19 protein-coding genes are annotated in these 22,473 nt (G+C 64.7%); 14 read left to right on the plus strand and 5 right to left on the minus strand.

Annotated elements, in window-relative coordinates:
* Nucleotides 1-27 precede the first annotated feature (27 nt).
* Nucleotides 28-2,550 carry a TonB-dependent receptor gene (locus POM99_RS15740; RefSeq protein WP_277279432.1) on the minus strand — a complete coding sequence of 841 codons (2,523 nt, stop codon included), beginning with the start codon at nt 2,548-2,550 and terminating at the stop codon, nt 28-30.
* Between the two features lie 168 nt (nt 2,551-2,718).
* Between POM99_RS15740 and POM99_RS15745 the strand changes: the two genes are divergently transcribed.
* The 6 genes from POM99_RS15745 to POM99_RS15770 are packed head-to-tail and all read left to right on the plus strand — an operon-like array spanning nt 2,719 to nt 10,104.
* A complete protein-coding gene (locus POM99_RS15745; protein WP_277279433.1) occupies nt 2,719-3,393 on the plus strand; it encodes a GntR family transcriptional regulator in 675 nt (224 codons plus the stop codon).
* Complete coding sequence (locus POM99_RS15750) at nt 3,393-4,301, plus strand: hydroxymethylglutaryl-CoA lyase (protein WP_277279453.1); 909 nt, start codon at nt 3,393-3,395, stop codon at nt 4,299-4,301. The genes POM99_RS15745 and POM99_RS15750 overlap by 1 nt, the downstream gene beginning before the upstream one ends.
* 19 nt (nt 4,302-4,320) lie before the next feature.
* Nucleotides 4,321-6,369, plus strand: a complete 2,049-nt coding sequence (locus POM99_RS15755) for a hydantoinase/oxoprolinase family protein (protein WP_277279434.1) — start codon at nt 4,321-4,323, stop codon at nt 6,367-6,369.
* Nucleotides 6,370-6,382: 13 nt separating this feature from the next.
* Nucleotides 6,383-8,281 (plus strand): hydantoinase B/oxoprolinase family protein, encoded by a 1,899-nt coding sequence (locus tag POM99_RS15760; protein WP_277279435.1) that lies wholly within the window; start codon nt 6,383-6,385, stop codon nt 8,279-8,281.
* Nucleotides 8,282-9,472, plus strand: coding sequence for a CaiB/BaiF CoA transferase family protein (locus POM99_RS15765; protein WP_277279454.1), 1,191 nt, complete (start codon nt 8,282-8,284; stop codon nt 9,470-9,472).
* On the plus strand, nt 9,472-10,104 hold the full coding sequence (locus POM99_RS15770) for an N-carbamoylsarcosine amidohydrolase (RefSeq protein ID WP_277279436.1): 633 nt from the start codon (nt 9,472-9,474) through the stop codon (nt 10,102-10,104). The genes POM99_RS15765 and POM99_RS15770 overlap by 1 nt, the downstream gene beginning before the upstream one ends.
* A 149-nt stretch (nt 10,105-10,253) precedes the next feature.
* Here the strand turns inward: POM99_RS15770 and POM99_RS15775 are convergent, their stop codons facing one another.
* On the minus strand, nt 10,254-11,657 hold the full coding sequence (locus tag POM99_RS15775; protein WP_277279437.1) for an FAD-dependent oxidoreductase: 1,404 nt from the start codon (nt 11,655-11,657) through the stop codon (nt 10,254-10,256).
* A 169-nt stretch (nt 11,658-11,826) separates the two neighbouring features.
* On the opposite strand from POM99_RS15775, the gene POM99_RS15780 reads away from it, so the two are divergent.
* From POM99_RS15780 to POM99_RS15800, 5 genes are all read left to right on the plus strand, one after another.
* Complete coding sequence (locus tag POM99_RS15780; RefSeq protein WP_277279438.1) at nt 11,827-12,804, plus strand: TauD/TfdA family dioxygenase; 978 nt, start codon at nt 11,827-11,829, stop codon at nt 12,802-12,804.
* Nucleotides 12,801-13,238, plus strand: coding sequence for an SRPBCC family protein (locus POM99_RS15785; RefSeq protein ID WP_277279439.1), 438 nt, complete (start codon nt 12,801-12,803; stop codon nt 13,236-13,238). Before POM99_RS15780 ends, POM99_RS15785 begins: the two co-directional genes overlap by 4 nt.
* A 112-nt stretch (nt 13,239-13,350) precedes the next feature.
* Nucleotides 13,351-13,911, plus strand: a complete 561-nt coding sequence (locus tag POM99_RS15790) for a nuclear transport factor 2 family protein (protein ID WP_277279440.1) — start codon at nt 13,351-13,353, stop codon at nt 13,909-13,911.
* Nucleotides 13,912-13,940: 29 nt separating this feature from the next.
* A complete protein-coding gene (locus tag POM99_RS15795) occupies nt 13,941-14,897 on the plus strand; it encodes an alpha/beta hydrolase (RefSeq protein WP_438823022.1) in 957 nt (318 codons plus the stop codon).
* A 52-nt stretch (nt 14,898-14,949) separates the two neighbouring features.
* Nucleotides 14,950-15,369, plus strand: coding sequence for a carboxymuconolactone decarboxylase family protein (locus POM99_RS15800; protein WP_277279442.1), 420 nt, complete (start codon nt 14,950-14,952; stop codon nt 15,367-15,369).
* A gap of 29 nt (nt 15,370-15,398) precedes the next feature.
* On the opposite strand, the gene POM99_RS15805 is transcribed toward POM99_RS15800, so the two are convergent.
* Entirely contained in the window at nt 15,399-16,499 is a 1,101-nt protein-coding gene (locus POM99_RS15805) for a helix-turn-helix transcriptional regulator (RefSeq protein WP_277279443.1), read from the minus strand.
* Between the two features lie 97 nt (nt 16,500-16,596).
* On the opposite strand from POM99_RS15805, the gene POM99_RS15810 reads away from it, so the two are divergent.
* The 3 genes from POM99_RS15810 (at nt 16,597) to POM99_RS15820 (ending at nt 20,039) form a co-directional block, all read left to right on the plus strand.
* Nucleotides 16,597-17,769 carry a sulfotransferase family protein gene (locus tag POM99_RS15810; RefSeq protein WP_277279444.1) on the plus strand — a complete coding sequence of 391 codons (1,173 nt, stop codon included), beginning with the start codon at nt 16,597-16,599 and terminating at the stop codon, nt 17,767-17,769.
* Nucleotides 17,770-17,879: 110 nt separating this feature from the next.
* The gene (locus POM99_RS15815; RefSeq protein ID WP_277279445.1) at nt 17,880-18,857 is read left to right on the plus strand and encodes an SDR family NAD(P)-dependent oxidoreductase; all 978 of its coding nucleotides are present in this window, start codon (nt 17,880-17,882) and stop codon (nt 18,855-18,857) included.
* Between the two features lie 30 nt (nt 18,858-18,887).
* Nucleotides 18,888-20,039 carry a Gfo/Idh/MocA family protein gene (locus POM99_RS15820; protein ID WP_277279446.1) on the plus strand — a complete coding sequence of 384 codons (1,152 nt, stop codon included), beginning with the start codon at nt 18,888-18,890 and terminating at the stop codon, nt 20,037-20,039.
* Nucleotides 20,040-20,095: 56 nt separating this feature from the next.
* Here POM99_RS15820 and POM99_RS15825 read toward each other — a convergent pair whose 3' ends face one another.
* Together POM99_RS15825 and POM99_RS15830 are read right to left on the minus strand one after the other, a co-directional pair.
* The gene (locus tag POM99_RS15825; protein ID WP_277279447.1) at nt 20,096-20,404 is read right to left on the minus strand and encodes a DUF4286 family protein; all 309 of its coding nucleotides are present in this window, start codon (nt 20,402-20,404) and stop codon (nt 20,096-20,098) included.
* Nucleotides 20,405-20,419: 15 nt separating this feature from the next.
* The gene (locus POM99_RS15830) at nt 20,420-22,159 is read right to left on the minus strand and encodes an FAD-binding protein (RefSeq protein WP_277279448.1); all 1,740 of its coding nucleotides are present in this window, start codon (nt 22,157-22,159) and stop codon (nt 20,420-20,422) included.
* Between the last annotated feature and the right edge of the window lie 314 nt (nt 22,160-22,473).

Raw genomic sequence — 22,473 nt, forward strand, 5'->3', positions numbered from 1 at the left:
CCAGCCCGATGCCGCACTCCTCCGCTGTCAGAACTTCGCACCCATTTCTACGCCCACCAGGCGGCGCCCGCCGGGCGAAATGAATGATCCGCCGAACTCGATCGCCGGGATCACTTCGGCGAGGTAGGCCTTGTCGAGCAGGTTGTCCGCAAAGACCGAAACCGAGAAGCGGTCACCCTGCACTCCTGCGCGCATGTTCACGATGCCAAAGGCGGCGCGGCGTGTGCGGTCGAACTTCCCATCACCCACAAAGGCTGGCAGCCCCAGCGCCGAGATCGGCAGCAGGCCCGAAAACAGCGTGGGTCCGCTCTGGTTCTGCACACTCGAAAACCATGTCGGCCCGGTCAGGCGATAATCGGTGCGGGTGAAGAAGCGCAGGCTGTCGTTGAGCGGCTGCTCGATCTCGATCCCGGCGTTGATCGTGTAGTCTGCGGTATAGGGGCTCTTGTTGCCGATCGTGTTGGGACGCGCACTGTTCTTCTTGATCTCGCTGTCGGTCACGTTGAACGATCCGAACAGCTTTACCCCGCGCACGGGCTTGGCGGTGACGTTCAGCTCCACGCCCTTGATGTCCACCTTGTCGATGTTCGAAACCACGCGCAGCAGGCCGAAGCTGCCGACGAAGAATTCGAAGAACTGCATGTTGTGGACCTGGGTGTAGTACCCGGCGAGGTCGAAGGTCAGTTTGCCGTCCAGCAGGCTGCCCTTGATCCCCGCCTCGAACGCGCTCGACCATTCCTTGTTGTAGCGGTCGGTGATGTTCACGTTGGCGTTGATGAAGTCCACGAAGTTGGCCTTGATCAGCGCCGCCGACCCCTGGTTGTTGAACCCGCCCGACTTGAAGCCGATGCCCCAGTTGCCGTAGAGATTCAGGGTGTCGGTGGGCTTCCAGCTGATCGAGACCTTGGGCTCCCACTGCTTGAACGTCGCCTTCTGCGGCTGCAGCGTGCCGAAGGCCTGGCCGGGGTTGATCGGACCGCCCGTGAACGGATCGAGCACGGTCGGCACCAGTGACGAACTCTTGCGCTTTTCCACGTCATAACGGAGCGCGAGGCCGAGGTCGAACTGCGGGCTGGGCTTGTACTCGAGCGAGCCGAACCCGGCGAACACGTCGGTCTTGAAGCGGTCCGCCAGCAGCAGCGAGGTGGGATTGGTGCTGTCGGGCGCGTTGTAGAGCTGCTTGATCACGCCATTGCCGGTATCCGCACCAAGGCTGACGCCCACGGTGCGCTTGATGTGCAGGTAATAGGCACCGACCTGCCAGTTGATGTCCCCCATGTCGCCGATCAGGCGCCATTCGGTGGAGAAGTCCTGCTGCTTGCGCAGCTGGTACTGCGTGCCGTCGCAGGTGGTGGGGCTATAGGGCCCGAAGGTGGAGCCGGTCGCCGGCGCGAAGATGAACGGCACTGGGATCTGGCCGATGAACCCCGGCTGGTTGACGGGATAGCCGGTCAGCGCCGCCGTGCTGGCGAAGCAGGAATTGACCGCGCCGGCCACGCGCGGGTCCGCCGCGCTGATATAGCGCGCGAAGTCGGCCGAGGTGCCGTCTGCCACCAGGTCCTGGTTGACGTTCGAATAGAGGGCCCAGCCCACCAGCTTCAGGTTGTCGCCCAGTTCCTGGTCCAGCTTGATCGAGGCGTCGAAGCTCTTCTGGTCATTGGTGGCGCGGATGTTGTTATAGAAGTGGAACTGGTGCTTGTTCACGTCCTCGTAGAACGCGGGGTTCACGCCCGCGAAGTTGGGCAGCGCGAACGCGGCGTTGAACGGCAGCGAGGCGCCATGGAATTCGGCATAGCGCGCCTTGATGTCGACCTGCGTCGGGCTGCCCTGGCCGAACATCACCCGGCCATCCAGCGCCCAGTTCTCCTTGTCGTCGATGGTCTTGGAATTGTTGGTGAACTCGTTGTGATAGAAGCCGTCGGTCTTGTAGTAATAGCCCGAGAGCACGAAGCCGGCGCCGCCACCCAGCGGGCCTGCGACATGCGCCGTGCCTTCGATGGTGTTGTACATGCCGTATGAGGCCTTGACCGCGCCGGTCAGCGTATCGGTCGGCTTCAGCGTCTGCAGCACGATCGCGCCGGCGGCGGCGTTGCGGCCATAGAGCGCGCCCTGCGGGCCCTTCAGCATTTCAACCTGCTGCAGCGTGCCCTGCGGCTGGTTGAGCTGCGCGGTGTTGGTCTTGAGGATGCCGTCCACCACCAGCGCGACCGAGCTTTCCGCGTCGCGCGCACCGTTGATGCCGCGGATGTTGATCTGCGTGTCACCCGCTTCGGCCGTGCCGGTCACGATGGTTACGCCGGGGGTCAGGTTGACGAAGTCCGCCGCCGCCGTCGCGCCGGTGTTGGCCAGCGCCTGCGCCGTCAGCACCGATACCGAGGCCGGCACGTCCTGCAGCCGCTCGTTCTGGCGGCGCGCGGTCACGATGATCGTGTCCTCGCCCGCGGCAGCGCCTGCGGCGTCGGCCTGCGGCGCTTCCTGCGCCAGCGCCGGGATGGCGGAAAGGGCGAGAACGCCCGCGGATGCCGAAACAAGCCATTGGGAAACGCGCATCGGTATGCTCCCTGTTCACGGCGGATCGATCGGGTCCTGATGCCGGTCCCGTTGCCGCCTTACCCCTTCGGTCGCCGCCCTTGTTGCCCTCAACGCAGAGATGCGACTTGATGAGGCGAGAGACTATTGTATACAAATCGGGTTGGTCAAGTTCCTTGGAGTGTTTTGATGTCGCGTGCCTCCGACCGCGCCTATGCTGCCATCCGCAGCATGATCCTGTCCGGCGAACTGCCGGCCGGGGCGCAGCTGGGCGAGGAGGCCCTGGCCGAGCGCTGCGGCGTGTCCCGCACCCCCGTGCGTGAAGCCTTGCGGCGGCTGGAAACCGACCTTCTGGTGCTGCGCACCGATACCCAGCGCAGCTTCGTGGCGGACTGGTCGATCGACGATGTGGCCGACGCCTTCGACCTGCGCGCCAGGCTGGAATCGATGGCGGCGCGCCGCGCGGCAGAGCGCATGACGCCCGAGGCGCTGGACCGCATCCGCGCATCGAATCGGGCGCTGGAAGTCGCAATCCGTCGCCCCCAGCCGGATATCGAGGGCTTTCTTGAGGCAAATCGCGAATTTCACGCCGCGATCCTCGACACGGCGGGTTCGCGCCGCCTGGCCGCACTGCTCGGCACCCTGATTGAACAGCCGGTGGTCTGGCGCACGGCACATCATTACAGCCGCGAGGCTTTGCACCGTTCGCACAGCGAGCATGAGGAACTGGCTGCAGCCTTCGCGCGGCGCGATGGCGCCTGGGCTGAGGCGATCATGAGCAGCCATATCCTGCGCGCCTACCACGCCTATGCCGACGCACACCGCGGCATCGGCTTGGTCGACGAAGCGAAGGCAGCGGAATGATGTATACAAATTCGGTCGAGATCGTCGAAGTTGCCCCTCGGGACGGGTTGCAGAACGAAAAGGCGCTTATCGCCACGGCAGACAAGCTTGCGCTGATCGAGCGGGCGATTGCCGCAGGGGCCCGGCGGATCGAGGCGACGAGCTTCGTCAATCCGCGCGCAGTGCCGCAGATGGCCGATGCCGAGGACGTCTGCGCGGGCCTGCCCGCGCGCGACGACGTTACCTTCATCGGCCTTGTCATGAACCGGCGCGGTGCCGATCGCGCCATTGCCACCGGCCGCGTCGCACAGCTCGGTGCGGTTTCCGTGGCGACCGACACCTTCGCCATGGCCAACCAGGGTCAGACCAGCGACGGCTCGGTCGATGCCGCGCGCGGCATCTTTGCCGCCGCGCGCGAGGCCGGACTTTCCGCGCAGGTCACGATCGCCGCCGCCTTTGGCTGCCCGTTCGAAGGCGAAGTGGCCGAAGCGCGCGTGCTGGCCATGGCCGAGGCGCTGGCCGCCGACGCGCCGGCCGAGATCGGCCTTGCCGACACGATCGGCGTCGCCAATCCGGCGCAGGTCGCCAGCATGGTCGGCAAGGTGCGTGATCTGATCGCGCCGATCCCGGTGCGCGTCCATTTCCACAACACCCGTGGCACCGGGCTTGCCAACGTGTGGGTCGCGGTGGCGGCTGGCGCGCGCACGGTCGATGCCGCGATCGGTGGCCTGGGCGGCTGCCCCTTTGCCCCGGGCGCGGCGGGCAACGTTTCCACCGAGGATGTCGTCTACATGCTTGAAAGGGCCGGCATTTCCACCGGGCTTTCGTTGAGCGAACTGGTTGCCGCCAATCACTGGCTGGGCGGCGTGATGGATCGGCAATTGCCGGGCATGGTGGCCAAGGCGCCGCCCTTCCCGAAGCAGGCTTGAAAGAAGGGGCTTTCGTTCGATGGGCTATCGTTTGGGCGTGGATGTGGGTGGCACCTTCACCGACCTCCTGCTGTTCGACACCGAAACCGGCGCGTTCTGGCGGCACAAGACGCCCAGCACCCCGCATGACAGTTCCGAGGGCATCCTCAACGGCGTGACCGCCATCTGCGGCAAGGCCGGGATCGCCGCATCGCAGATCGATTTCTTCCTACACGGCACCACCGTCGCCACCAACGCCGTACTCGAAGGCAAAGGAGCGCGCGTCGGCCTCGTCACCACCGAAGGCTTCCGCGACGTGATGCAGATCGCGCGCAGCTTCGTGCCCGGTGGCCTTGCCGGCTGGATCATCTGGCCCAAGCCCCAGCCGCTCGCCGCGCTGGAGGACACCGTGACCGTCAAGGGCCGCATGAGCGCGGAGGGCGAGGAAGTGCGCCCGCTCGACGAGGCTGACGTGCGCGCGCAGCTTGGCGTGCTCAAGGGCAACGGGGTCGAAGCCGTCACCGTCAGCCTGATCAACGCCTATGCCAACGGCGCGCACGAAGCGCGCATCGGCCAGATCGCCGCCGAAGCCCTGCCCGGCGTGCCCGTCTCGCTCAGCCACGAAGTCCTGCCCGAAATGCAGGAGTACGAACGCACCCTCACCACCGTCGCCAACGCCGCGGTGCGCCCGGTCGTCGGCCGCTACGTCGCCAACCTGCGCAACCGCCTTGCCGGCGAAGGCATGGTCGGCAAGCTTTCGCTGCTGCGGTCCGACGGCGGGCTGATGAGCGCGCAGAAGGCGGAGGAGCACCCGGTCAACATCCTCATGTCCGGCCCCGCCGGCGGCGTCACCGGCGCCATCTGGGTGGGCCGCAATGCCGGTATCCGCAACATCCTCACGCTCGACGTCGGCGGCACCAGCACCGACGTCGCGCTGATCGAAAATCTCGAACCACGCCGCCAGCGCACCACCGAAGTGGGCCACCTCTCCGTCCGGGCCTCCGCGCTCGATGTGAAGACGGTCGGCGCGGGCGGCGGTTCGATCGCCTATGTCCCTGAGCTGACAAGAGCCCTTCGGGTCGGGCCGCAGAGCGCAGGGGCGGTGCCGGGGCCGGTCGCCTATGGAAAAGGCGGCACGGCCCCCACCGTAACCGATGCCAATGTCGTGCTGGGCTACCTGCCGGAAAACCTGCTCGGCGGCACCTTCCAGCTCGATCGCGAAGGCGCCAAGGCGGCGGTGCAGACCGTCGCCGATGCGCTGGGCATCGACTTGATGGCCGCCGCGCGCGGCATCATCGATATCGTCAACGAGAACATGTTCGGCGCCCTGCGGATGATCTCGGTCCAGCAGGGCTATGACCCGCGCGATTTCGCGCTGATGGGCTTCGGCGGCGCGGGTCCGCTGCATGTCAACGCCGTGGCGCGGCTGATGGGCTCCTGGCCCGCCGTGTCACCGGTCAGCCCTGGCGTGCTCTGCGCGCTGGGTGACGCGACCACGCGGATGAGAACCGAAACGGCACGTTCGTTCAGCCGATTGGCAACCGAAACGGTTCCCGAAGAACTCATCGCCGTGCTCGATGAAATGGCGGCGCAGACCCGGGCCGAACTGATCGCCGATGGCGTGCCCGAGGCCGAGATCGCGTCCGAATTCGAAGTCGACGTGCGCTATGCCGGTCAGGCCTTCGAAGTGCCGCTGACCATCACCCCCGATGTTCTGCGCGCCGATGGCATTGCCGGAATCCTCGCCCGCTTCGATGAAGAGCACAAGCGGCTGTTCACCTTCAACATGGACACCCCGCACGAGATCGTGAACCTGCGCGCCGTCGCGCTCGGTCGTGCGCTCGATCTGCCCGCGGCGGAACTGCCCGCCGGCACCGGCGATCCGTCTGCGGCCAGGATCCGCGATCACGAAGTGTGGATGGAAGGGCGCCTGATGCCCGCCGTCATCTACGATCGGGCGAAGCTGCTGGCGGGCGACGTGATCCCCGGTCCCGCCATCGTCTGCGAGATGGACTCGACCACGCTCATCGAATCCGGATGCGTCGGCACGGTCGACCGCGTCGGCAACATCCTGATCGACCTGGCCTGAGAGAGGACGCGACATGCCTGCAACCATCGTCCAGACCAATGCCGTCCCCTTTGCCCGGGTCGAAATCGATCCGGTCACGCTCGACATTATCGAGAACGCGCTGCGCAATGCGCGCATCGAAATGGACGCCACGCTGGTGCGTACTGCGATGTCGCCCGGCATCCGTGAACAGGGTGATGCCTTCCCCCTGATTGCGGATCCTGCGGGCAAGATGATCGTCGGCCAGTTCGGCAGCTTCATCGACGGCTTCCTGCAGAACTGGGACGGCACCCTGGAAGACGGCGACATGATCTTCCTGTCCGATCCCTATTCGGTCGGCGGCGCGATCAGCCATTCCAACGATTGGCTCGTGTTGCTGCCAGTGTTCAAGGACGGGCGCCTGATCGCCTACACCTCGATGTTCGGGCACCAAAGCGACATCGGCGGCAAGGTCGTCGGCTCGATGCCGATCAACGCGCATTCGATCTTCGAAGAGGGCGTGCGCATCCCGCCCGTGAAGATCTGGAAGAAGGGCGAATACAACGAAGACCTCGTCCGTCTTGTCATGCACCAGACGCGCAAGCCCGATTGGTGCGCGGCGGATCTCAACGCGCTGATCGCCTCGTGCCGCGTCGCCGCGCGCCGGGTGATCGAGATCGCGACCCGCTTTGGCGACGACGTCTACTACTCCGCCACGCAGGAGCTGCTCGCCCGCAACCACCGCGCGATGAAGACGCTGCTCGGCCAGGCGGTAAGCGAGGAGCCAGTGAGCTTCGAGGACTACATCTGCGACGATGGCATGGGCTATGGCCCTTATCGCATCCGCTGCACCATGTGGCGCGAAGGCGATCGCGTTGTGCTCGATTTCGCGGGCACGGACCCGCAATCGGCGGCCTCGATCAACTTCTATCTCAACGAAAACATGTTCAAGATGTTCTTCGGCATCTACATGATCATGGTCTTCGATCCGCAGATCCTGTTCAATGACGGTTTTTATGATCTGATCGATGTGCGCATTCCCGAAGGTTCGTTGCTGAAGCCGCGCTTCCCCGCCGCGCTTTCGGGCCGCACCCATGCGCTGGGCCGCATCTTCGATATCCTGGGTGGCCTGCTCGGGCAGAAGACGCCGGAATTTCTCAACGCTGCCGGTTTCTCTTCCTCGCCGCACTTGTTCTATGCAGGCAACGACACGCGCCCGGGCAAGGGCAACCAGTGGTTCCAGCTGTTCCAGATCGGCTTCGGCGGCATCCCCGGGCGTCCGCTGGGCGATGGTCCCGATGGGCACTCACTGTGGCCCGGTTTCACCAACGTGCCCAACGAATTCCTCGAACGCTATTTCCCCATGCGCATCGAACGCTACGAAACCGCGCCTGACAGCGGCGGGGCGGGCCTCCACCGCGGCGGCAACGGCATCCACATGACCTACCGCTTCCTCTCCGCCGGCACCATCTCCATTCACGACGATCGCTGGTTCGTGCCGCCGTGGGGCGTCAACGGTGGCCACCCCGGCGCCCGCGCGCGCAAGGTGCTGGAGAAAGCCGATGGCACGTCCACCATTGTCGGCAACAAGGTGGAGGAGGTCGCTGTGGAGGCAGGTGACCAGCTCCATTTCATCACCTGGGGGGGCGGAGGCTGGGGCGATCCGCTCGATCGCGATCCCGCGCTGGTGGGCAAGGAGATTGTCCAGCGTCTCGTCACTGCCGAAGGTGCGCGCGCCTATGGCGTTGTCGCCGACTCAACGGGCGTGGTCGATCCGGCGGCAACCGAGGCGCTGCGCGCGAAACTGCGTGACGGCCGCGGCGCGCTGCCCTTGTTTGACTTCGGCCCCGGGATCGTCGCATTGCGCGCGGCGTGCGAGGCCGAGACCGGCCTCCCCGCCCCTATCCAGCCCGAATGGCCGCATGTGCTGGCGGCCCAGGAAGCTGCGGAGTAGATCGTGAACAACGGTGCATTGAAGGATATCCGCGTCGTCGAACTGGGCCAGCTGCTGGCCGGCCCGTTCTGCGGCCAGCTGCTGGGCGACATGGGCGCCGACGTGATCAAGGTCGAGCCGCCCGTAACCGGCGATCCCATGCGCGATTGGGGCCAGGGCGCGGAAAAGGTCCAGTGGGAGGTCATCGCGCGCAACAAGCGCTCGGTCAGCGCCAACCTGCGCGTGGCCGAAGGGCAGGCGCTGGTGAAGCGCCTGATCGCCCACGCCGATGTTCTGGTGGAGAACTTCAAGCCCGGCACGCTGGAAAAGTGGGGCCTCGGGCCCGACGTGCTGCTGGCGGAAAACCCCGGCCTGATCATTGCCCGCATGTCCGGCTACGGGCAGGATGGCCCCTATTCCGACCGCGCCGGTTTCGGCGGCATTGGGGAGGCGATGGGCGGCTGGCGGTACATTGTCGGCGAACCCGATCGCCCGCCCAGCCGCATGGGCATCTCCATCGGCGATACCCTCACCGCCACCTATGGCTGCATGGGCGTGCTCGCCGCGCTGCACGTGCGCGAACGCACCGGCAAAGGCCAGGTGATCGACACCGCGCTCTATGAATCCGTGCTGCAGGTGATGGAAGGCCTCGTCCCCGAATACGACCGCATGGGCCTGATCCGCGAACGGTCGGGCTCGGTGTTGAAGGGCATCGCCCCCAGCAACGTCTATCGCTGCAAGGATGGCGAATTCATGATCGGCGCAAACAAGGATTCGCTGTGGAAGCGGCTTGCCGTCGCCATGGGCCAGCCCGAACTGGGCGACGATCCGCGCTATGCCACCCACCTCGCCCGCGGCGAGAACCAGGACGAGCTCGATGCCCTGATCGACGCCTGGACCCGCACCCTGACGATGGACGAGGTCGATGCGCTGATGATCGAACACTCGATCCCGGCAGGCCGCGTCTATCGCGCGCCCGACATGCTGGCCGATCCGCACTTCCAGGCGCGCGGCGCAATCATCGAAGTGGAGACCGAACGCTTCGGCCCGCTCAAGATGCAGTCGACATTCCCGCGCTTCTCCGCCACGCCCGGCAGCGTGCGCCGGCCTGCCCCTGCGGTGGTCGGGCAGCACAATGCGGAGATCTATGGCGAGCTGCTCGGCCTTTCCGCCGAGGAGCTCGCTGCGATGGCGGACAAGGGCGTGATCTGATGGGAAGCGGGGCAGACGATCTCGCCGAGAACTACAAAGGCGCCTTCGATGGCCGCCTGCCCTTCGGCCAGCGCCCCGCGCTCGTCATCGTCGATCTGGTCGAAGCCTACCTGCAGCCCGATTCCCCCCTCTATGCCGGCATCGAAACCGCCCTCGCCAGCGCAGTGCGCCTGCGCGAGGCGGCCCACACCGCGCGCATCCCGGTGATTTTCACAAACGTCGAATATGCCCCAGCCGGCGCCGACGGCGGTGTGTTCTACCGCAAGGTTCCCGCGCTCAGGGTCTTCGAGCGCGGCAGCCCGCTCGGCGCGTTTCCCCCTTCGCTCAGTCCCGAAGGCGACGATCTGGTCATTACCAAACGCTATGCCTCGGCCTTCTTCGGCACGCACCTCGCCGCCACGCTCACCTCGCTCGGCGTCGATACCGTGCTGATCTGCGGCACCTCCACCTCGGGCTGCATCCGCGCCACCGCACTCGATGCCTGCCAGCACGGCTTCCTGCCCTTTGTCGTGCGCGATGCCTGCGGCGACCGCCACAGCGCCCCGCACGAAGCCAACCTATTTGACCTTCAGGCCAAATATGCCGAAGTGATTTCCGAGGCGGAAGCCGCCGCGCACCTCTCCGCAACGTGATACGCGCAAACCCTTCATTTGCGTCGCGCCTTAGCCTTTGCCGCAAGGCCTCTTGGTAGGGGTGAGGCGCCATGGCAAAAGCGCATCAGGGCAATGAGCTTCGCATTATAAAGTAGGAACCGCGCCGTCAGGACAGATAACTTGGCATGTTACCCTCGGCCCGCAGCTGTCTGTCCGGTGATGCGTCCAAAGACGGCAGCTTTGGCGAGTGCGCTGCCGCTCATGTAGCTCTCGCCGTGAAACCCCCCGGTCACTTCGCCAGCTGCGAATAGGCCGGACAGTATATCGCCGTAAGGATCCAAAACCCGGCCATCGGCGTCAACCCGTATGCCGCAGAATGTGCCAGTGACCGCCACGGCGCAGGGCAGGATATAGTATGGCGCGCGGGTGAGCGCGGCGGGCTTGCCGACATTGCCAGCCATCGTGGCGCGACCGAAGTCCGTATCCTCGCCCTGTTCCACCATGGCGTTGTAGCGGGCAACGGATGCCTCGAGCGCGGCGGGGTCAAGGCCGACGGTTGCAGCCAGTCCGGCCACGCTATCGGCGGTCTTGACGATGCCCCGTGCCAGAGCTTCGCGGAAGTTCATGTTCGACGGGATCGGCTGCGCCTGCTCCATCACGCCTTCATCGAAGACCTGGAACGCCACGCCGCCGGGCTGGGCGAGGCAAGCGCCGCCGATCTCCTTGTAGGACAGCGACTCGTTCACAAAGCGTCTGGCCTCAAGATTGACCGCCATGGCCCCGCGGTAGATCGCCATCAGCAGGAACATGCCATCCGGTGCGGTGAGGGTGGGTTCGGGGTAGTTCGACAGGGGCATGCCGAAGGTCCCTTTGACATAGCCCATGTCGACCAGCCCGCAGCCTGCCGCCATCGCCATCAGCAACCCGTCGCCGGTATTGGCGAAACCTCCCAGCGGGGTGCCCGCGAGCAGATCGGGGCAAAAGGTCTGGATCAGCTGCTGCGAGCGGGAGAAGCCGCCGCTGGCGATGATCACCTGCGCGGCCCGGTAATCCACGCCGTCCGCCGTCACGGTCCAGCCTTCTTCCTGGCGGGAAAGCCGTTCCGCACCGCAGTTGTCGATCCGGCGGAACGACGGGTGGGCGGCAAGGCTGGCTTCGAGCGCGGCCATGGCGAGACCGGGATCGCAGGCATGGCTGCGCGGTACGCCCTGCCCGCCGCTCAACTGCACGCGCTGAAAATCGACGCCATGCCGCCGCAGCCATTCGTAGGTGTCCAGCTGCCGTTCGGCAAAACGGTTGACCAGCGCGGAATCGTTGCGGCCACCGCCCGCCTTGATCAGATCGCGCGCCAACTGGTCGGCGCTGTCCTCGTGCCCGGTTGCCCGCTGCAGGTCGGTCCCGGCAAAGGCGAAAGAGCCGGCCGACTGCCAGGTGCTGCCTTTTCCGGACGTGGCTTTTTCCAGCATCAGTACGGTTGCGCCAGCTTCCACCGCGCCGAGCGCGGCCGCGCAGCCGGCCATCCCGCCGCCGATCACGATTACATCCTGCTGCCCGCCCATCGCCTGGTCTCCACGCCCGTCAATAGCGTGCATATGTCAGCACCGTATGCACGTGAGGAAGTCCCTGTCTGGCGCCATCGGATACTCGATTAGCGCCCCGATCCGGCCTTGCGGAGTCGCTTGAACCGGTAATCGCGCATATCTGCTATGCATGCCGGTACCGCGTCTACCGCGTTCACCTCGGGATGAGGGCCACTCCACCATGAATGTTGCAACCTCCGCTTTCATCCCTCCTGTCGGTGCGGCGCTGCGCGATTGGTTGTCGGCCCAGTCGTCTGCCTGGATGGGTGCGAAGATGGCGGGCAGCGCGGTTTGGCAAGAGGTGCTTTCCTCGGCGGAGATCGACGAGTTCCGTGAAGTGGTCCGCCGCGGCCTGCCCCCCGGCAAGACCGCGGAGCAGCTGACCGCCGCAGACCTTCCCATGCCACTGATGGAGCCGCGCATCGCCGAATGGCGCCAGCTGATCGACCGCGAGCGCGGGTTCCTGCTGGTCCAGCGGCTGCCGGTGGAGGAATGGACCGAGGAGGAGAGCATGATCGCCTACATGACGATCTGCACCCACATGGGCACGCTGCGGGTCCAGAACTCGCGCGGGACGATCATTGGCCACGTGCGCGACGAAGGCGTGCCGATGGACCTCGACAATCCCAGGATCCGGATCAACGAGACCAACAACAAGATCCGTTTCCATGTCGACCTGGGTGATGTCGTCGGCCTCCTGTGCCGTCACAACGTGGCCAGGGGCGGGCTGTCGCGAATCGTGTCCTCGCACTCGGTCATCGCCGAGGTCTTGCGCCGCCGGCCTGATCTCGAAGCGGCCCTGTTCACCCCGATCCCGTTCGATGCGCTCGACATGATCGACGCGACCGGCAAGCCCTGGCGTGACGTGCCGATCTGCCGCTGGCGCGGTTCGGACCTGCGGGTGTCGTTCCAGGCCGATACGATCGACGCTGCCCAGAAGCGCGGCATGGCCCCGAAGTTGACCGGCGAACAGGCCGATATGGTGGCCCTGATCGAGGAGATCGCGGAAGATCCGCAATTCCACCTCGACATGTACTTTGCCGATGGCGAACTGCAGTTCATCAACAACAACCATACCCTTCATTCCCGCACCAGCTGGGAGGATGAAGGCGATCCGGCGCGGCGCCGCCACCTGCTGCGGGCGTGGATCGTGCTGTGACCGACGGCGCACCCTTTTACGTCGCGCGGCGCGAACTCACCGCCGATCCCGATCAGGTGTGGTCGGTGATCAGCGATTTCGGCGGCCTGTCCCGGTGGAGCGAAGCGATCACCGCCTGTTCGGCAGACGGAAATGAGGCTGGCGCGTTGCGGACCGTCATGGTCGGAGAGGCCGAAATCCGCGAGCGGTTGGAGGCGATTGACCACACTGCCCGCTTCCTCCGTTACCGCCCGATCAGCGGCTCCTCCCTGCCATTCGAAGGCTTTTTCGCCACGATGCAGCTGGCGGCGCTGGACGATGGGAGAACGGCAATCGCATGGTCGGTCTTCGGGACGCCGACGATCGAGCCGGACAAGGCCCGCGATATGCTGGCCAAGCGTTACGCATTCCGGCTCAATGAACTGGAGGCCTGCCTCGACCGGGGGGCGGCCTGAAGCGCTGCGCATATCGCTTACGCGATTGTCGTCCGGAATGCCCGGTCATGGTTGCCGCGCCCCACTTGCGCGCGTTACCTGTCGCCCGATAATTGTTGGGACAAGACAGCAGATGATCGACACTTCCGAACTCGCACGCCGACTGGAGCGGATGGAAGCGCGCATCGCGATTGGCGAACTGCCGTGCCGCTATGCCCTGGCGGTCGACTCGCGCGATATCGACACGTGGGTCAGTCTGTTCGTCGAGGATGTGAACTGCGGCCGCCGGGGCATCGGGCGAGAGGCGCTCAGGACCTTCATCGAACCCAGCGTGCGCACGTTCTACCGTTCCATCCACCAGATTTGCGGCCATGTCGTCGATTTCATCGATGACGATACGGCGACAGGTACCGTCTATTGCCGCGCCGAGCATGAGGATGGCGACAAGTGGGTGGTCATGGCGATCATCTACTTTGACCGCTACGTCCGCCGAAACGGCCAGTGGTTCTTCGAACGGCGGCACGAAAAGCACTGGTATTCGACCGACGTGCTCGAACGCCCTGCCCCGCCTTTTCAGCAATGGGAGAAATGGGCGGACCGACTGCCCGACCTGCCAAAGGACTTTCCGACCTGGGCGCCGTTCTGGGGCGGCATGGACGAGGCCGAGCTCGCCAGCATCACCAGCAAGCCCTGATCCGAACCTGAACGCTCAGGCCGGGCCCCATGTGGCCAGCCAAGATCGCAATCACCGGGAGTTCCACAATGACCGCAAGCACCATCCAGTTCACCAGCAAGGGCATCACCTGCGAAGGTGACCTTTACCTGCCCGCAGATTTCGATCCGGCGGGCAGCTATCCCGCGCTCGTCATCGGCCATGGCTTTACCGTGGCGCGGACCAGCCTCGTCGAGGAGGGACGCCTGTTTGCCGAGGCCGGTTTCGTAACACTGGCGATCGACTACCGGCATTTCGGCACCTCGGGCGGTGAACCGCGCGGTCGGCTCTACCCGCTGCAGGAAGTGGAAGACTTCCGCGCCGCGATTGACTGGCTGGAAACCCAGCCCGGTGTCGATCCCGGCCGGATCGGGATCTGGGGCACCAGCTTCGGCGGCGGCATCGTGACGCATGTGGCAGCACACGATATCCGGGTGCGAGCCTGCGTGGCCCAAGCACCGATCCTCGATGGCGACAACTGGATCCGCTCCCTGAACCGCGAGACCGACTATCTCGGCGTGCGCAAGTACCTGCTCGAGGCCCGGCGCAAGCGGGCCAGGGAGGGTGGCGATCCGACCATGCCGATGTCGGCCCCGCCGGAAGATGGCTTCACCCCGATGCCCGCCGATCCGGCGATGATCGAGGACGTGATGGGATGGTACGCCAAGACTGGCGACATGCTGATGCATTCAGCGCCCGAAATGACGATCGAGAGCTTCGAGCACGTGATGCAGTTCGATGCCAGCTATACCGCGCGCAAGATCGCGCCACGGGCCTATTGCATCGTCCAGCTGACCGGGCACGACGTCTACCATCCCAACGAGCCGATCCAGACGGCCTTCCGTGAAGCAGGGGAGCCAAAGCGGATGGTCTCGCTGAAGATGGACCAGCTCGATTGCTACAAGCCGGGCTTCCGCGAGCAGACCATCGGCGCTGCGGCTGCCTTCTTCCACGACTATTTGGCCTGACAACGAACAAGGCGGGTAGCCAAGGCTGACCCGCGCAACGAGGGAGAGTCCCATGAGCGACGTGACCGAACGCGGGCTGCAGCTGTTTGCCGAAATCATGGGTGAGGAACGCGCGGAGCAGATGCGCCTCGGCATTCAGTCCACCGGGTTCGGTGCGGCCATCGGCAAGCTTGCCACCGACTATGCCTTCGGCTCGGTGTGGGCGCGCGATGGGCTGGAGCGCAAGCAGCGCAGCCTGGTCGTGATCGGCGTGCTGATCGCTCAGCGCCAGATCCTGGAGCTGAAGAACCATATCCGCATCGGGATTACCAATGGCCTTACCGTCCGCGAGATCGAGGAGGCATTGATCCAGACTCTGCCCTATGTCGGGTTCCCGGCGGTGGCCAGCGCGACGACGGCAATCGTCGAAGTGCTGCGCGAACTGGGGCTCGACACCCAGACCCAGACTGCCGAAGAACGCGGCATGCTCTGAGCGCAGCGCGCGGGGAACCGGGCGCGATTTCAGGCGAGGCTGAGGGTGCTGGTCAGCAAGGCCCTGACCAGTTCGGCCTGCCGCCGCGTCCCGGTCTTCTGGAACACGCGCTTGGAGTAGGTCCGCACGGTTTGCAGCGTGACGCCAAGCCTTTCCGCCGCTTCGGCGAGGGTCAGGCCGTCGCTCAGGGCCAGGGCAAGTTTCGCTTCCGAACGGGTCAAGCGGAACATTTCCATCAGCCCGTCGATGCTGTCGGCCGCCGGGAGATGGTCGGTGTGAACATAGGCGCGCAGGACCGGCGTGAACCGGCCGGTGACGGGCCTGTCCGCCACCGGCACCAGCATCATGTCGGCCTGCTGCGCCTCGCTCAACCGTACTGCCCGGGGCCGCCCGCGTGGCTCCTGCGCAAAGTCCCTGAGTGCGAGGGTCAACGACCGCGCGGCATTGCCATTGGCAATGACCAACCGCCCTTGGGGATCACGCGAGATGATCTGCCCATCTTGCAACAGGCGGTTGACCAGCGGGTCGGCGTTGATGATCCGCCCGTCCGCGGCAAGGGTGACGATGCCAACGTTCAACCTGTCCATCGCGTTCGAATAGGCGGCAAGTCGGGCTTCTGCCTCGGCGAGCTTGGCATAGGCTGTCAGCGCGATCTGGAGGTGAACACCAAGCGTCTGCAACAGTTCGCGATCCTGGCATTCGAACGGGCCTTCCGCTCCGATCACAGTGAGCCAGGCATTGGCACCATCCGGCTCGGAGATTCGCATGATCAGCATGTCGGTACCCTCGAATGGCGCAAGCAGCTGCCGAAGCTGCAGCCAGACCGAATGGTCCGCCGGATCGAACAGATCCTGCAGGGTGTACAGCGTGCCGGGAAAGAGGCGGTAATAGGGCAGCGGATCGTTGCGGTAATAGCTGCCGAGATAGAACTCGCTCATGTGCTCCATCGGGCCACCACTGGCATAGGACGTCAGTTCCGACCGTGGCGCGTCAGTCCGCCGAAAGGTGAGGTTGGCATGGATCACGCCCAGCGCATCCCGCAGACCGTCAACGAAATTCTGCCATTGCGCCGCATCCACCACGCCTTTGTGGATGGCGGAAATCAGCTTCTGTTCGATCGCCCGGTCCATCAGTCGCACCTCTCGCCGCGATGTCGCCATTTGGGGACAGTGCCGCTCTCGCGAAGGACTAATATGGCCATCGGAGAGAATGCGAAAGGAGTATCAGGTGGGCACTGTCGCAGACGCGGGCGAAGCGGTTCGTTTTACCGGAACCAGGCAGGAATTGTGCGAGGAAGCCTCGCGTCGTACGGGGTTGACCGACTTTGGCGGAACCGACTTTCACGAGCCGCTCGATATCCTGCTGAACGATCTGGACGGCGCGGGATTTTCGTCCGGAGGCGCGATCGGTGCGCGTGAATGCCTGCTGGGGTTCCTGACGGCGCGGCTGCGCGCAACCGACGGATTCAAGCGCCAACCCGAGGCAATGAAGCGGCCGATCGTGCGCCCGCTGATCGTCATGGGCATCGTCCGGTCCGGGACGACCGCGCTGCACAAGCTGCTGTCGATGGACCCGCAGTTCCAGGGGGCCGAGCACTGGCTCTGCACTGCGCCGCAGCCCCGCCCTGCCCGCGCGGAATGGGAAGGCAATGCCGATTTCCAGCAGGCCAAGGCTATCCTGGATGCGATGATTGCCCAGGCCCCCGAAATGCTCGAGGATCACGGCATGGCGGTGGACACGGTGGAGGAATCGCTCAACCTGCTGCCGCAATCCTTCCGGTCAAACATGTTCCCGTCCCAGTTCGTGGTGCCGAACTATGACCGCTGGTACCGCGCGCAGGATGATACCGCGAGCTATGAACGCTTCGCTGACAATCTGCGTCTGATCGGGGCGCATGATGACCGCAGGTGGCTGCTGAAGAACCCGACGGATGCGTTCTCCTTGCAGGAAGTGCTGAATGTCTTCCCTGATGCGATGGTGGTGCAGACGCATCGCGATCCGTTGCAGTCGATCCCCTCTATCGTGAACCTGCTGGCCGCGGCTCACCGCATGTTCCGCGGAGAGAACGCCGACATTCCCGGCATTTACGCGCGTGAGGAGGAGTTCTGGGCATTGGCGCTCGGCCGCGCCGATGCGATCAAGGATGCCCATCCCGGACAGGTTTTCGACGTTCAGTTCGGTGACTTCGTCAAGAACCAGATCGGCGTTGTCGAGCAGATCTACGCGCACTTCGGCTTGAAGCTGTCGGCCGAGGCGGAAAGCGCGATGCGCGCCTGGCTGGAAGCCAATCCGCGCCGTTCCACCACCATGCAGCGCTTCACGCCCGAGGATTACGGTCACAGCTCAGAAGGCCTGAAGGAACTCTACAAGGCCTATCGCCAGCGTTACGGCTACGCCTGAGCGCCGCGATCAAAGCGCCGGAAATCATGATTGCGATGAGGAGGCGGCGGGCTTTACCCGGCAGACTGGTCGCCTAATCATCGCTCCAAACAATTCTGGAGAGATGTGAAATGGCCGATATCAGCTTTGCCGGTCAGGTGGCGATCGTGACTGGCGCCGGGAATGGCCTTGGCCGCGACTATGCGCTGGAACTGGCGCGACGCGGCGCCAAGGTGGTGGTCAATGACCTTGGCGGCAGCGGCTCGGGCGTGGGCGCTTCGGCAACGGCCGCCGCCGCTGTGGTAGACGAGATCAGGGCAGCCGGCGGTGAAGCCGTGGCCAATACCAGCAGCGTCGCAAGCCGCGAGGGCGGCGCTTCGGTGGTCAATTCCGCACTGGAAGCCTGGGGCCGGGTCGATATCCTGATCAGCAACGCCGGCTTTCTGCGCAATGGCCGGTTCGAAGACCTGACCGACGAACAGATCGACCCCATCCTCGACGTCCATCTGAAGGCGGCGTTCTATGTCGGCCAGCCAGCCTACCGCGCGATGCGGGCGAACGGCTATGGCCGCATGCTGTTCACCGGATCGGCCTCGGCCATGTTCGGCCATGCGTGGCAGACCAACTATGCCGCCGGCAAGGGCGCCATGCTCGGCCTGTCCAACGTGATCGCGCTGGAAGGATCGGCCTATGGCATCCAGTCCAACGTGCTGCTGCCCACGGCCAATTCCCGCCTTGCTGCCGAGATGGACCAGGGGTTCATGGAAATCCCGGCTTTTGCCCAAGCGCTTCAGAATGCCGATTTTTCGACCAGTGACGGGCGCGTGGTGCCGGAGTTCAATACCCCGCTCGCGCTCTATCTGGTCAGCAAGGACTGCACCGCGACGCATGGCGTCTATTCCTCGAACAGCGGGCGCTATGCCCGCGTGCGGATCTGCGCTGCCGAGGGCTGGGTTGCGCCCCGCGGGGCCACCCCGCCAAGCATCGAGGACATCGCTTCGCATTTTGACCAGATCAGCGAACTGGGCGATTTCTCCGAACCGATGACCGTTTATGACGAGTTCACTGCCGTGGCCAAGGCCGCCCGCAAGCAGGGTGTCTATCCCTGATCTGTTCCCGGGATTGAAGGATGAAAGACCATGACAATCAAGATCGGGATCATCGGGGCGAACTGGAGCCTCAAGGTTCATGGCACGGCCTGGCGGCAGTTGCCCGGCGTGGAGGTGGCGGCTGTCTGCACCGCACATCAGGACACCGCAGAGGCTGCTGCTGCCGCATTCGGCGTGCCCAAGGCTTACTGGAACATCACCGATCTGGCGGCCGATCCAGATATCGACATCATCGATGTCGGCAGCCGCCCGGCCTATCGCCCGGACATGGTGCTCGCCGCGCTGAGCAACGGCAAGCACGTCTATGATGCGCTGCCCTTTGCCGTCACGCTCGATCAGGCCAAGGCCCAGGCCGATCTGGCGCGCAAGAATGGCCTGGTCGGTACGGTTGATGCGCAGTTCCGCTGGGTGCCTGCCGCCTTGCAGATGAAGGCGATGATCGATGCTGGCGCGATCGGCAACGTGAAGGGCTTCAACGTCCAGTTGCTGATGCCGCTGTGGTCGCGCGACGGCGACTATTACCCCGCCTGCGCCTATCCTGAAGGTGGGGTTTCGCCCTACCTGTGGCTGGCCGACAAGGCGAGCGGTGGCAGTGCGTGGCGCAATTTCGGCACACACACCGGCCTGTTCCTGACTCACCTGATTGGCCCTGTCGCCACGGTCAGCGGAGCGGTGGCGACCGGGGTTTCGAAATGGAACCTGCCCGATGGCTCTGTGCTCCACCCGGATACCGCCGATCTTGCCTGCGCGACGCTGCAGATGGAGAACGGGGCGATCGGCAACCTGCAGACCGGTTGGTGCGTGCCCGATTCCGAGGTGCTGCGGGTGGAGATCTGGGGCGATCGCGGGCGGCTGCTGTACACCGATCCCACCTTTGGCGACGGTGCGAGTGCGCGGCTCTATTTCGGTGAGGCGCGGCAGAAGGAATATGGCGAACTGGCTGGCGGCCTGGTCGAGATCATGCCCGAACACTACGCCGTTCCGGGTACGCCGTGGAGCAAGGAGAACGCTCCGCCCTACATGGTTTCGATGAGCTGGATGTTCCACAACATGCTGGCCGCCATTCGCGGGGAAGCGCCAGCGTCACCCAGCTTTGAAGAGGCGCTACACGTTCACAAGATGGTGACGGCGCTGGAAATGTCGCACGAAAGCGGCCGGCGCATCGCGATCACGGATCTGTGAACCTTGGCCCGTTCGCCGGATGACGGCGAACGGGCAATCACTTCCGCTCCGGATGTTCAGCCGCCGACCGGCTGCCAGAAACCGACCTGCGCCGTGCCAAAATCGAGCGCATCGCTGATTGGCATCAGTTCGGTGCCCGGGCGCTTGCCGAATTCTGCCAGAACCGCGCCGAGATCATCGGTCTCGATTTCGTAGATCGCCATGTAGCGATGCGGTCCTTCGCCCACGCAGGTGAACCGCTCGGCCGAAACGAAGCCCGGCACGTTGAGCACGTCGGGCATGTGCTGCCCGTCGTACCAGGTATTGAAGTCGTCATCGCGGCCTTCGGCGGCATTGCTGAAGGCGACGAGCTTGTACTTTGCCATGTGTTCTTCTCCCGGTCAGGCAAGCAGGCGTTCGAGTTCGTTCGAGCCGGTCGCATGGTGAGCCGCGACAAAGCCGAAGGTGAAGGAGGCGCCGATGCTGGCCCCCGCCGCCGGATAGCACCGACCGAACACCGAGGCGGTGGAATTGCCGACGGCATAGAGGCCCGGTATCACCGAGCCATCGTCCCTGACCACGCGGGCGTACTCATCTGTCACCACACCGCCCGCCGTGCCGACATCGCCCGGATAGATCGCAACGGCATAGAACGGCCCCTGCTCGATCTTGCCGAGGTTGGGGTTCGGCTTGACGGTGGGATCGCCGTGCGCCCGGTCAAACGCGCGGCAGCCGCGACCGAAATCCTCATCGACGCCGGTTTCGCAGAACCGGTTGAAGCGTTCGACCTCTGCCTTGAGCCCGGTGGCGTCAACGCCGCACAGCGCAGCGATGCCGTCCAGCGTATCGGCCTTCTTCATGTAGCCGCTGTCCAGCCATGATTGCGGCGTCTTGCCCGGAGCCTGGGCGCCCCATGGGTAACGTTCGCGGTGGCGCTTGTCGAAGATGACCCAGCAGGGCACGGCCTTGCCGCCGGTCTCGCGGTTGCGCTGATAGATCCGCTCACCGATCTCCATGTAGGCCCCGGCCTCGTCAGCCACGCGCTTGCCGTTCTGGTCTACCATGATCGAGTGAGGCAGGCTGAGGTCGAGGTGATGCATGAACGGCAGGATGCGCCCGTCATGCCATACGGCGCCCTCCGGCCATTCGCCGTTGGTATTGCGCGAGGTCACCACCCACCAGGCCGTATCGAGGCAGTCTGTCGCCGCGCCGATGTCCATCATGGCCTGGATCATCTCGCCGGTGTCGCCCGGATTGGCGTTGGTCCATTCGTTGGTGATCGGACCGTCGGTGACCTTCTGGCGGAACTCCTTGTTGCGGGAAAAGCCGCCGACATTGAGGATAACGCCCTGCCGCGCCCGGACCGTCACGGCATGGCCATCGCGCTGGATCACCACGCCAACAACCCGCCCATCTTCCACCACGAGGCGGTTTGCCGGGGTGTCGAGCTGGATGTTGAGCCCTTCACGCAGTGCAATCTGCAACATCTGGCCCTGAATGGCGGCACCGTTCACCACGGTCTGGCGGCCGGTCAGCTTGTCGCGCGCCATCAACCAAGCGAACCGCAGCGCCTTGAGCTTGCCCGCGAGCGTCCGCTTCATCAGAAACAGGGTCGGGAATTCCTCCGCCGGCATGGGCATGTGCGCCATGGGCGGGTTCATCGCCAGGCGATGCTCCCACTCGCCCAGTTCATGGAGATTCAAGGGCTCCGGCATGATCGAGCGGCCCTTTGGCTCGCCGCCGGGGAGATTGTCATAGTAGTCCGGCCAATCATCACGCGGGCGGCGGACCTTGAGGCCTAGCCCTCGCAGGTAATCGAGCATCCGTGGTGCCGCCTTGAGGAAAGCATCGCGCCTTGCGGGGGTTACCGCCGGACCCTTGTAGGTCACCGCATTGTCGAAATACTCGCGTGATTTCTCGAAGCTGTCAGGGATGCCGGCTTCCTTGAGCAGGCTGTTGTTCGGGATCCACCAGACGCCGCCGGAATAGCTGGTCGATCCTCCGAAGAAGTGCTCCTTTTCAAGGATCACTGCGGTCTTGCCCTGTTGCTTTGCGACCAGTGCCGCCGGCACGGACCCCCCACCCGAGCCAACGATGACCAGGTCATATTCCTGTTCGAGCGGCGGATTTACGACCGACATGAGTTATCACTCTCCATTTTTCCGTGCGTTGACGGCATGATCTATCAGACGCTACGCCGAGGCCATGCCAGTGCAATGCCTGCGGTAAATCCCGGCACAGTTCATCACCAATGCGATCAGTATTGGACTGCCCGCGGCATTCAGGTTCGGGCCACTCAGGACCAGACCAGTTCAAGCTTCAGAATGCCGTTGTGCGCGGCGACAACTACGATGGCCGGTTGAGCGGCGACTATGATGGCCGGTAGGATCGGTTGTCTGGTCTGATCGTAGGGAGGGGCGCAGCCCCGACCGGAGAGCGGACCAGACAACCGGTG

The sequence above is a fragment of the Novosphingobium cyanobacteriorum genome, assembly GCF_029436685.1.
Taxonomy (GTDB): domain Bacteria; phylum Pseudomonadota; class Alphaproteobacteria; order Sphingomonadales; family Sphingomonadaceae; genus Novosphingobium; species Novosphingobium cyanobacteriorum.

Excerpts from the sequence above, each read along its gene's own strand:
- POM99_RS15750 (WP_277279453.1), top strand. The coding sequence starts at position 3,393 with ATGTATACAAATTCGGTCGAGATCGTCGAAGTTGCCCCTCGGGACGGG.
- POM99_RS15740 (WP_277279432.1), bottom strand. The coding sequence starts at position 2,550 with ATGCGCGTTTCCCAATGGCTTGTTTCGGCATCCGCGGGCGTTCTCGCC.
- POM99_RS15825 (WP_277279447.1), bottom strand. The coding sequence starts at position 20,404 with ATGGCAAAGTACAAGCTCGTCGCCTTCAGCAATGCCGCCGAAGGCCGC.
- POM99_RS15755 (WP_277279434.1), top strand. The coding sequence starts at position 4,321 with ATGGGCTATCGTTTGGGCGTGGATGTGGGTGGCACCTTCACCGACCTC.
- POM99_RS15820 (WP_277279446.1), top strand. The coding sequence starts at position 18,888 with ATGACAATCAAGATCGGGATCATCGGGGCGAACTGGAGCCTCAAGGTT.
- POM99_RS15760 (WP_277279435.1), top strand. The coding sequence starts at position 6,383 with ATGCCTGCAACCATCGTCCAGACCAATGCCGTCCCCTTTGCCCGGGTC.
- POM99_RS15815 (WP_277279445.1), top strand. The coding sequence starts at position 17,880 with ATGGCCGATATCAGCTTTGCCGGTCAGGTGGCGATCGTGACTGGCGCC.
- POM99_RS15790 (WP_277279440.1), top strand. The coding sequence starts at position 13,351 with ATGATCGACACTTCCGAACTCGCACGCCGACTGGAGCGGATGGAAGCG.
- POM99_RS15745 (WP_277279433.1), top strand. The coding sequence starts at position 2,719 with ATGTCGCGTGCCTCCGACCGCGCCTATGCTGCCATCCGCAGCATGATC.
- POM99_RS15780 (WP_277279438.1), top strand. The coding sequence starts at position 11,827 with ATGAATGTTGCAACCTCCGCTTTCATCCCTCCTGTCGGTGCGGCGCTG.
- POM99_RS15775 (WP_277279437.1), bottom strand. The coding sequence starts at position 11,657 with ATGCACGCTATTGACGGGCGTGGAGACCAGGCGATGGGCGGGCAGCAG.
- POM99_RS15795 (WP_438823022.1), top strand. The coding sequence starts at position 13,941 with ATGTGGCCAGCCAAGATCGCAATCACCGGGAGTTCCACAATGACCGCA.
- POM99_RS15830 (WP_277279448.1), bottom strand. The coding sequence starts at position 22,159 with ATGTCGGTCGTAAATCCGCCGCTCGAACAGGAATATGACCTGGTCATC.
- POM99_RS15800 (WP_277279442.1), top strand. The coding sequence starts at position 14,950 with ATGAGCGACGTGACCGAACGCGGGCTGCAGCTGTTTGCCGAAATCATG.
- POM99_RS15805 (WP_277279443.1), bottom strand. The coding sequence starts at position 16,499 with ATGGACCGGGCGATCGAACAGAAGCTGATTTCCGCCATCCACAAAGGC.
- POM99_RS15770 (WP_277279436.1), top strand. The coding sequence starts at position 9,472 with ATGGGAAGCGGGGCAGACGATCTCGCCGAGAACTACAAAGGCGCCTTC.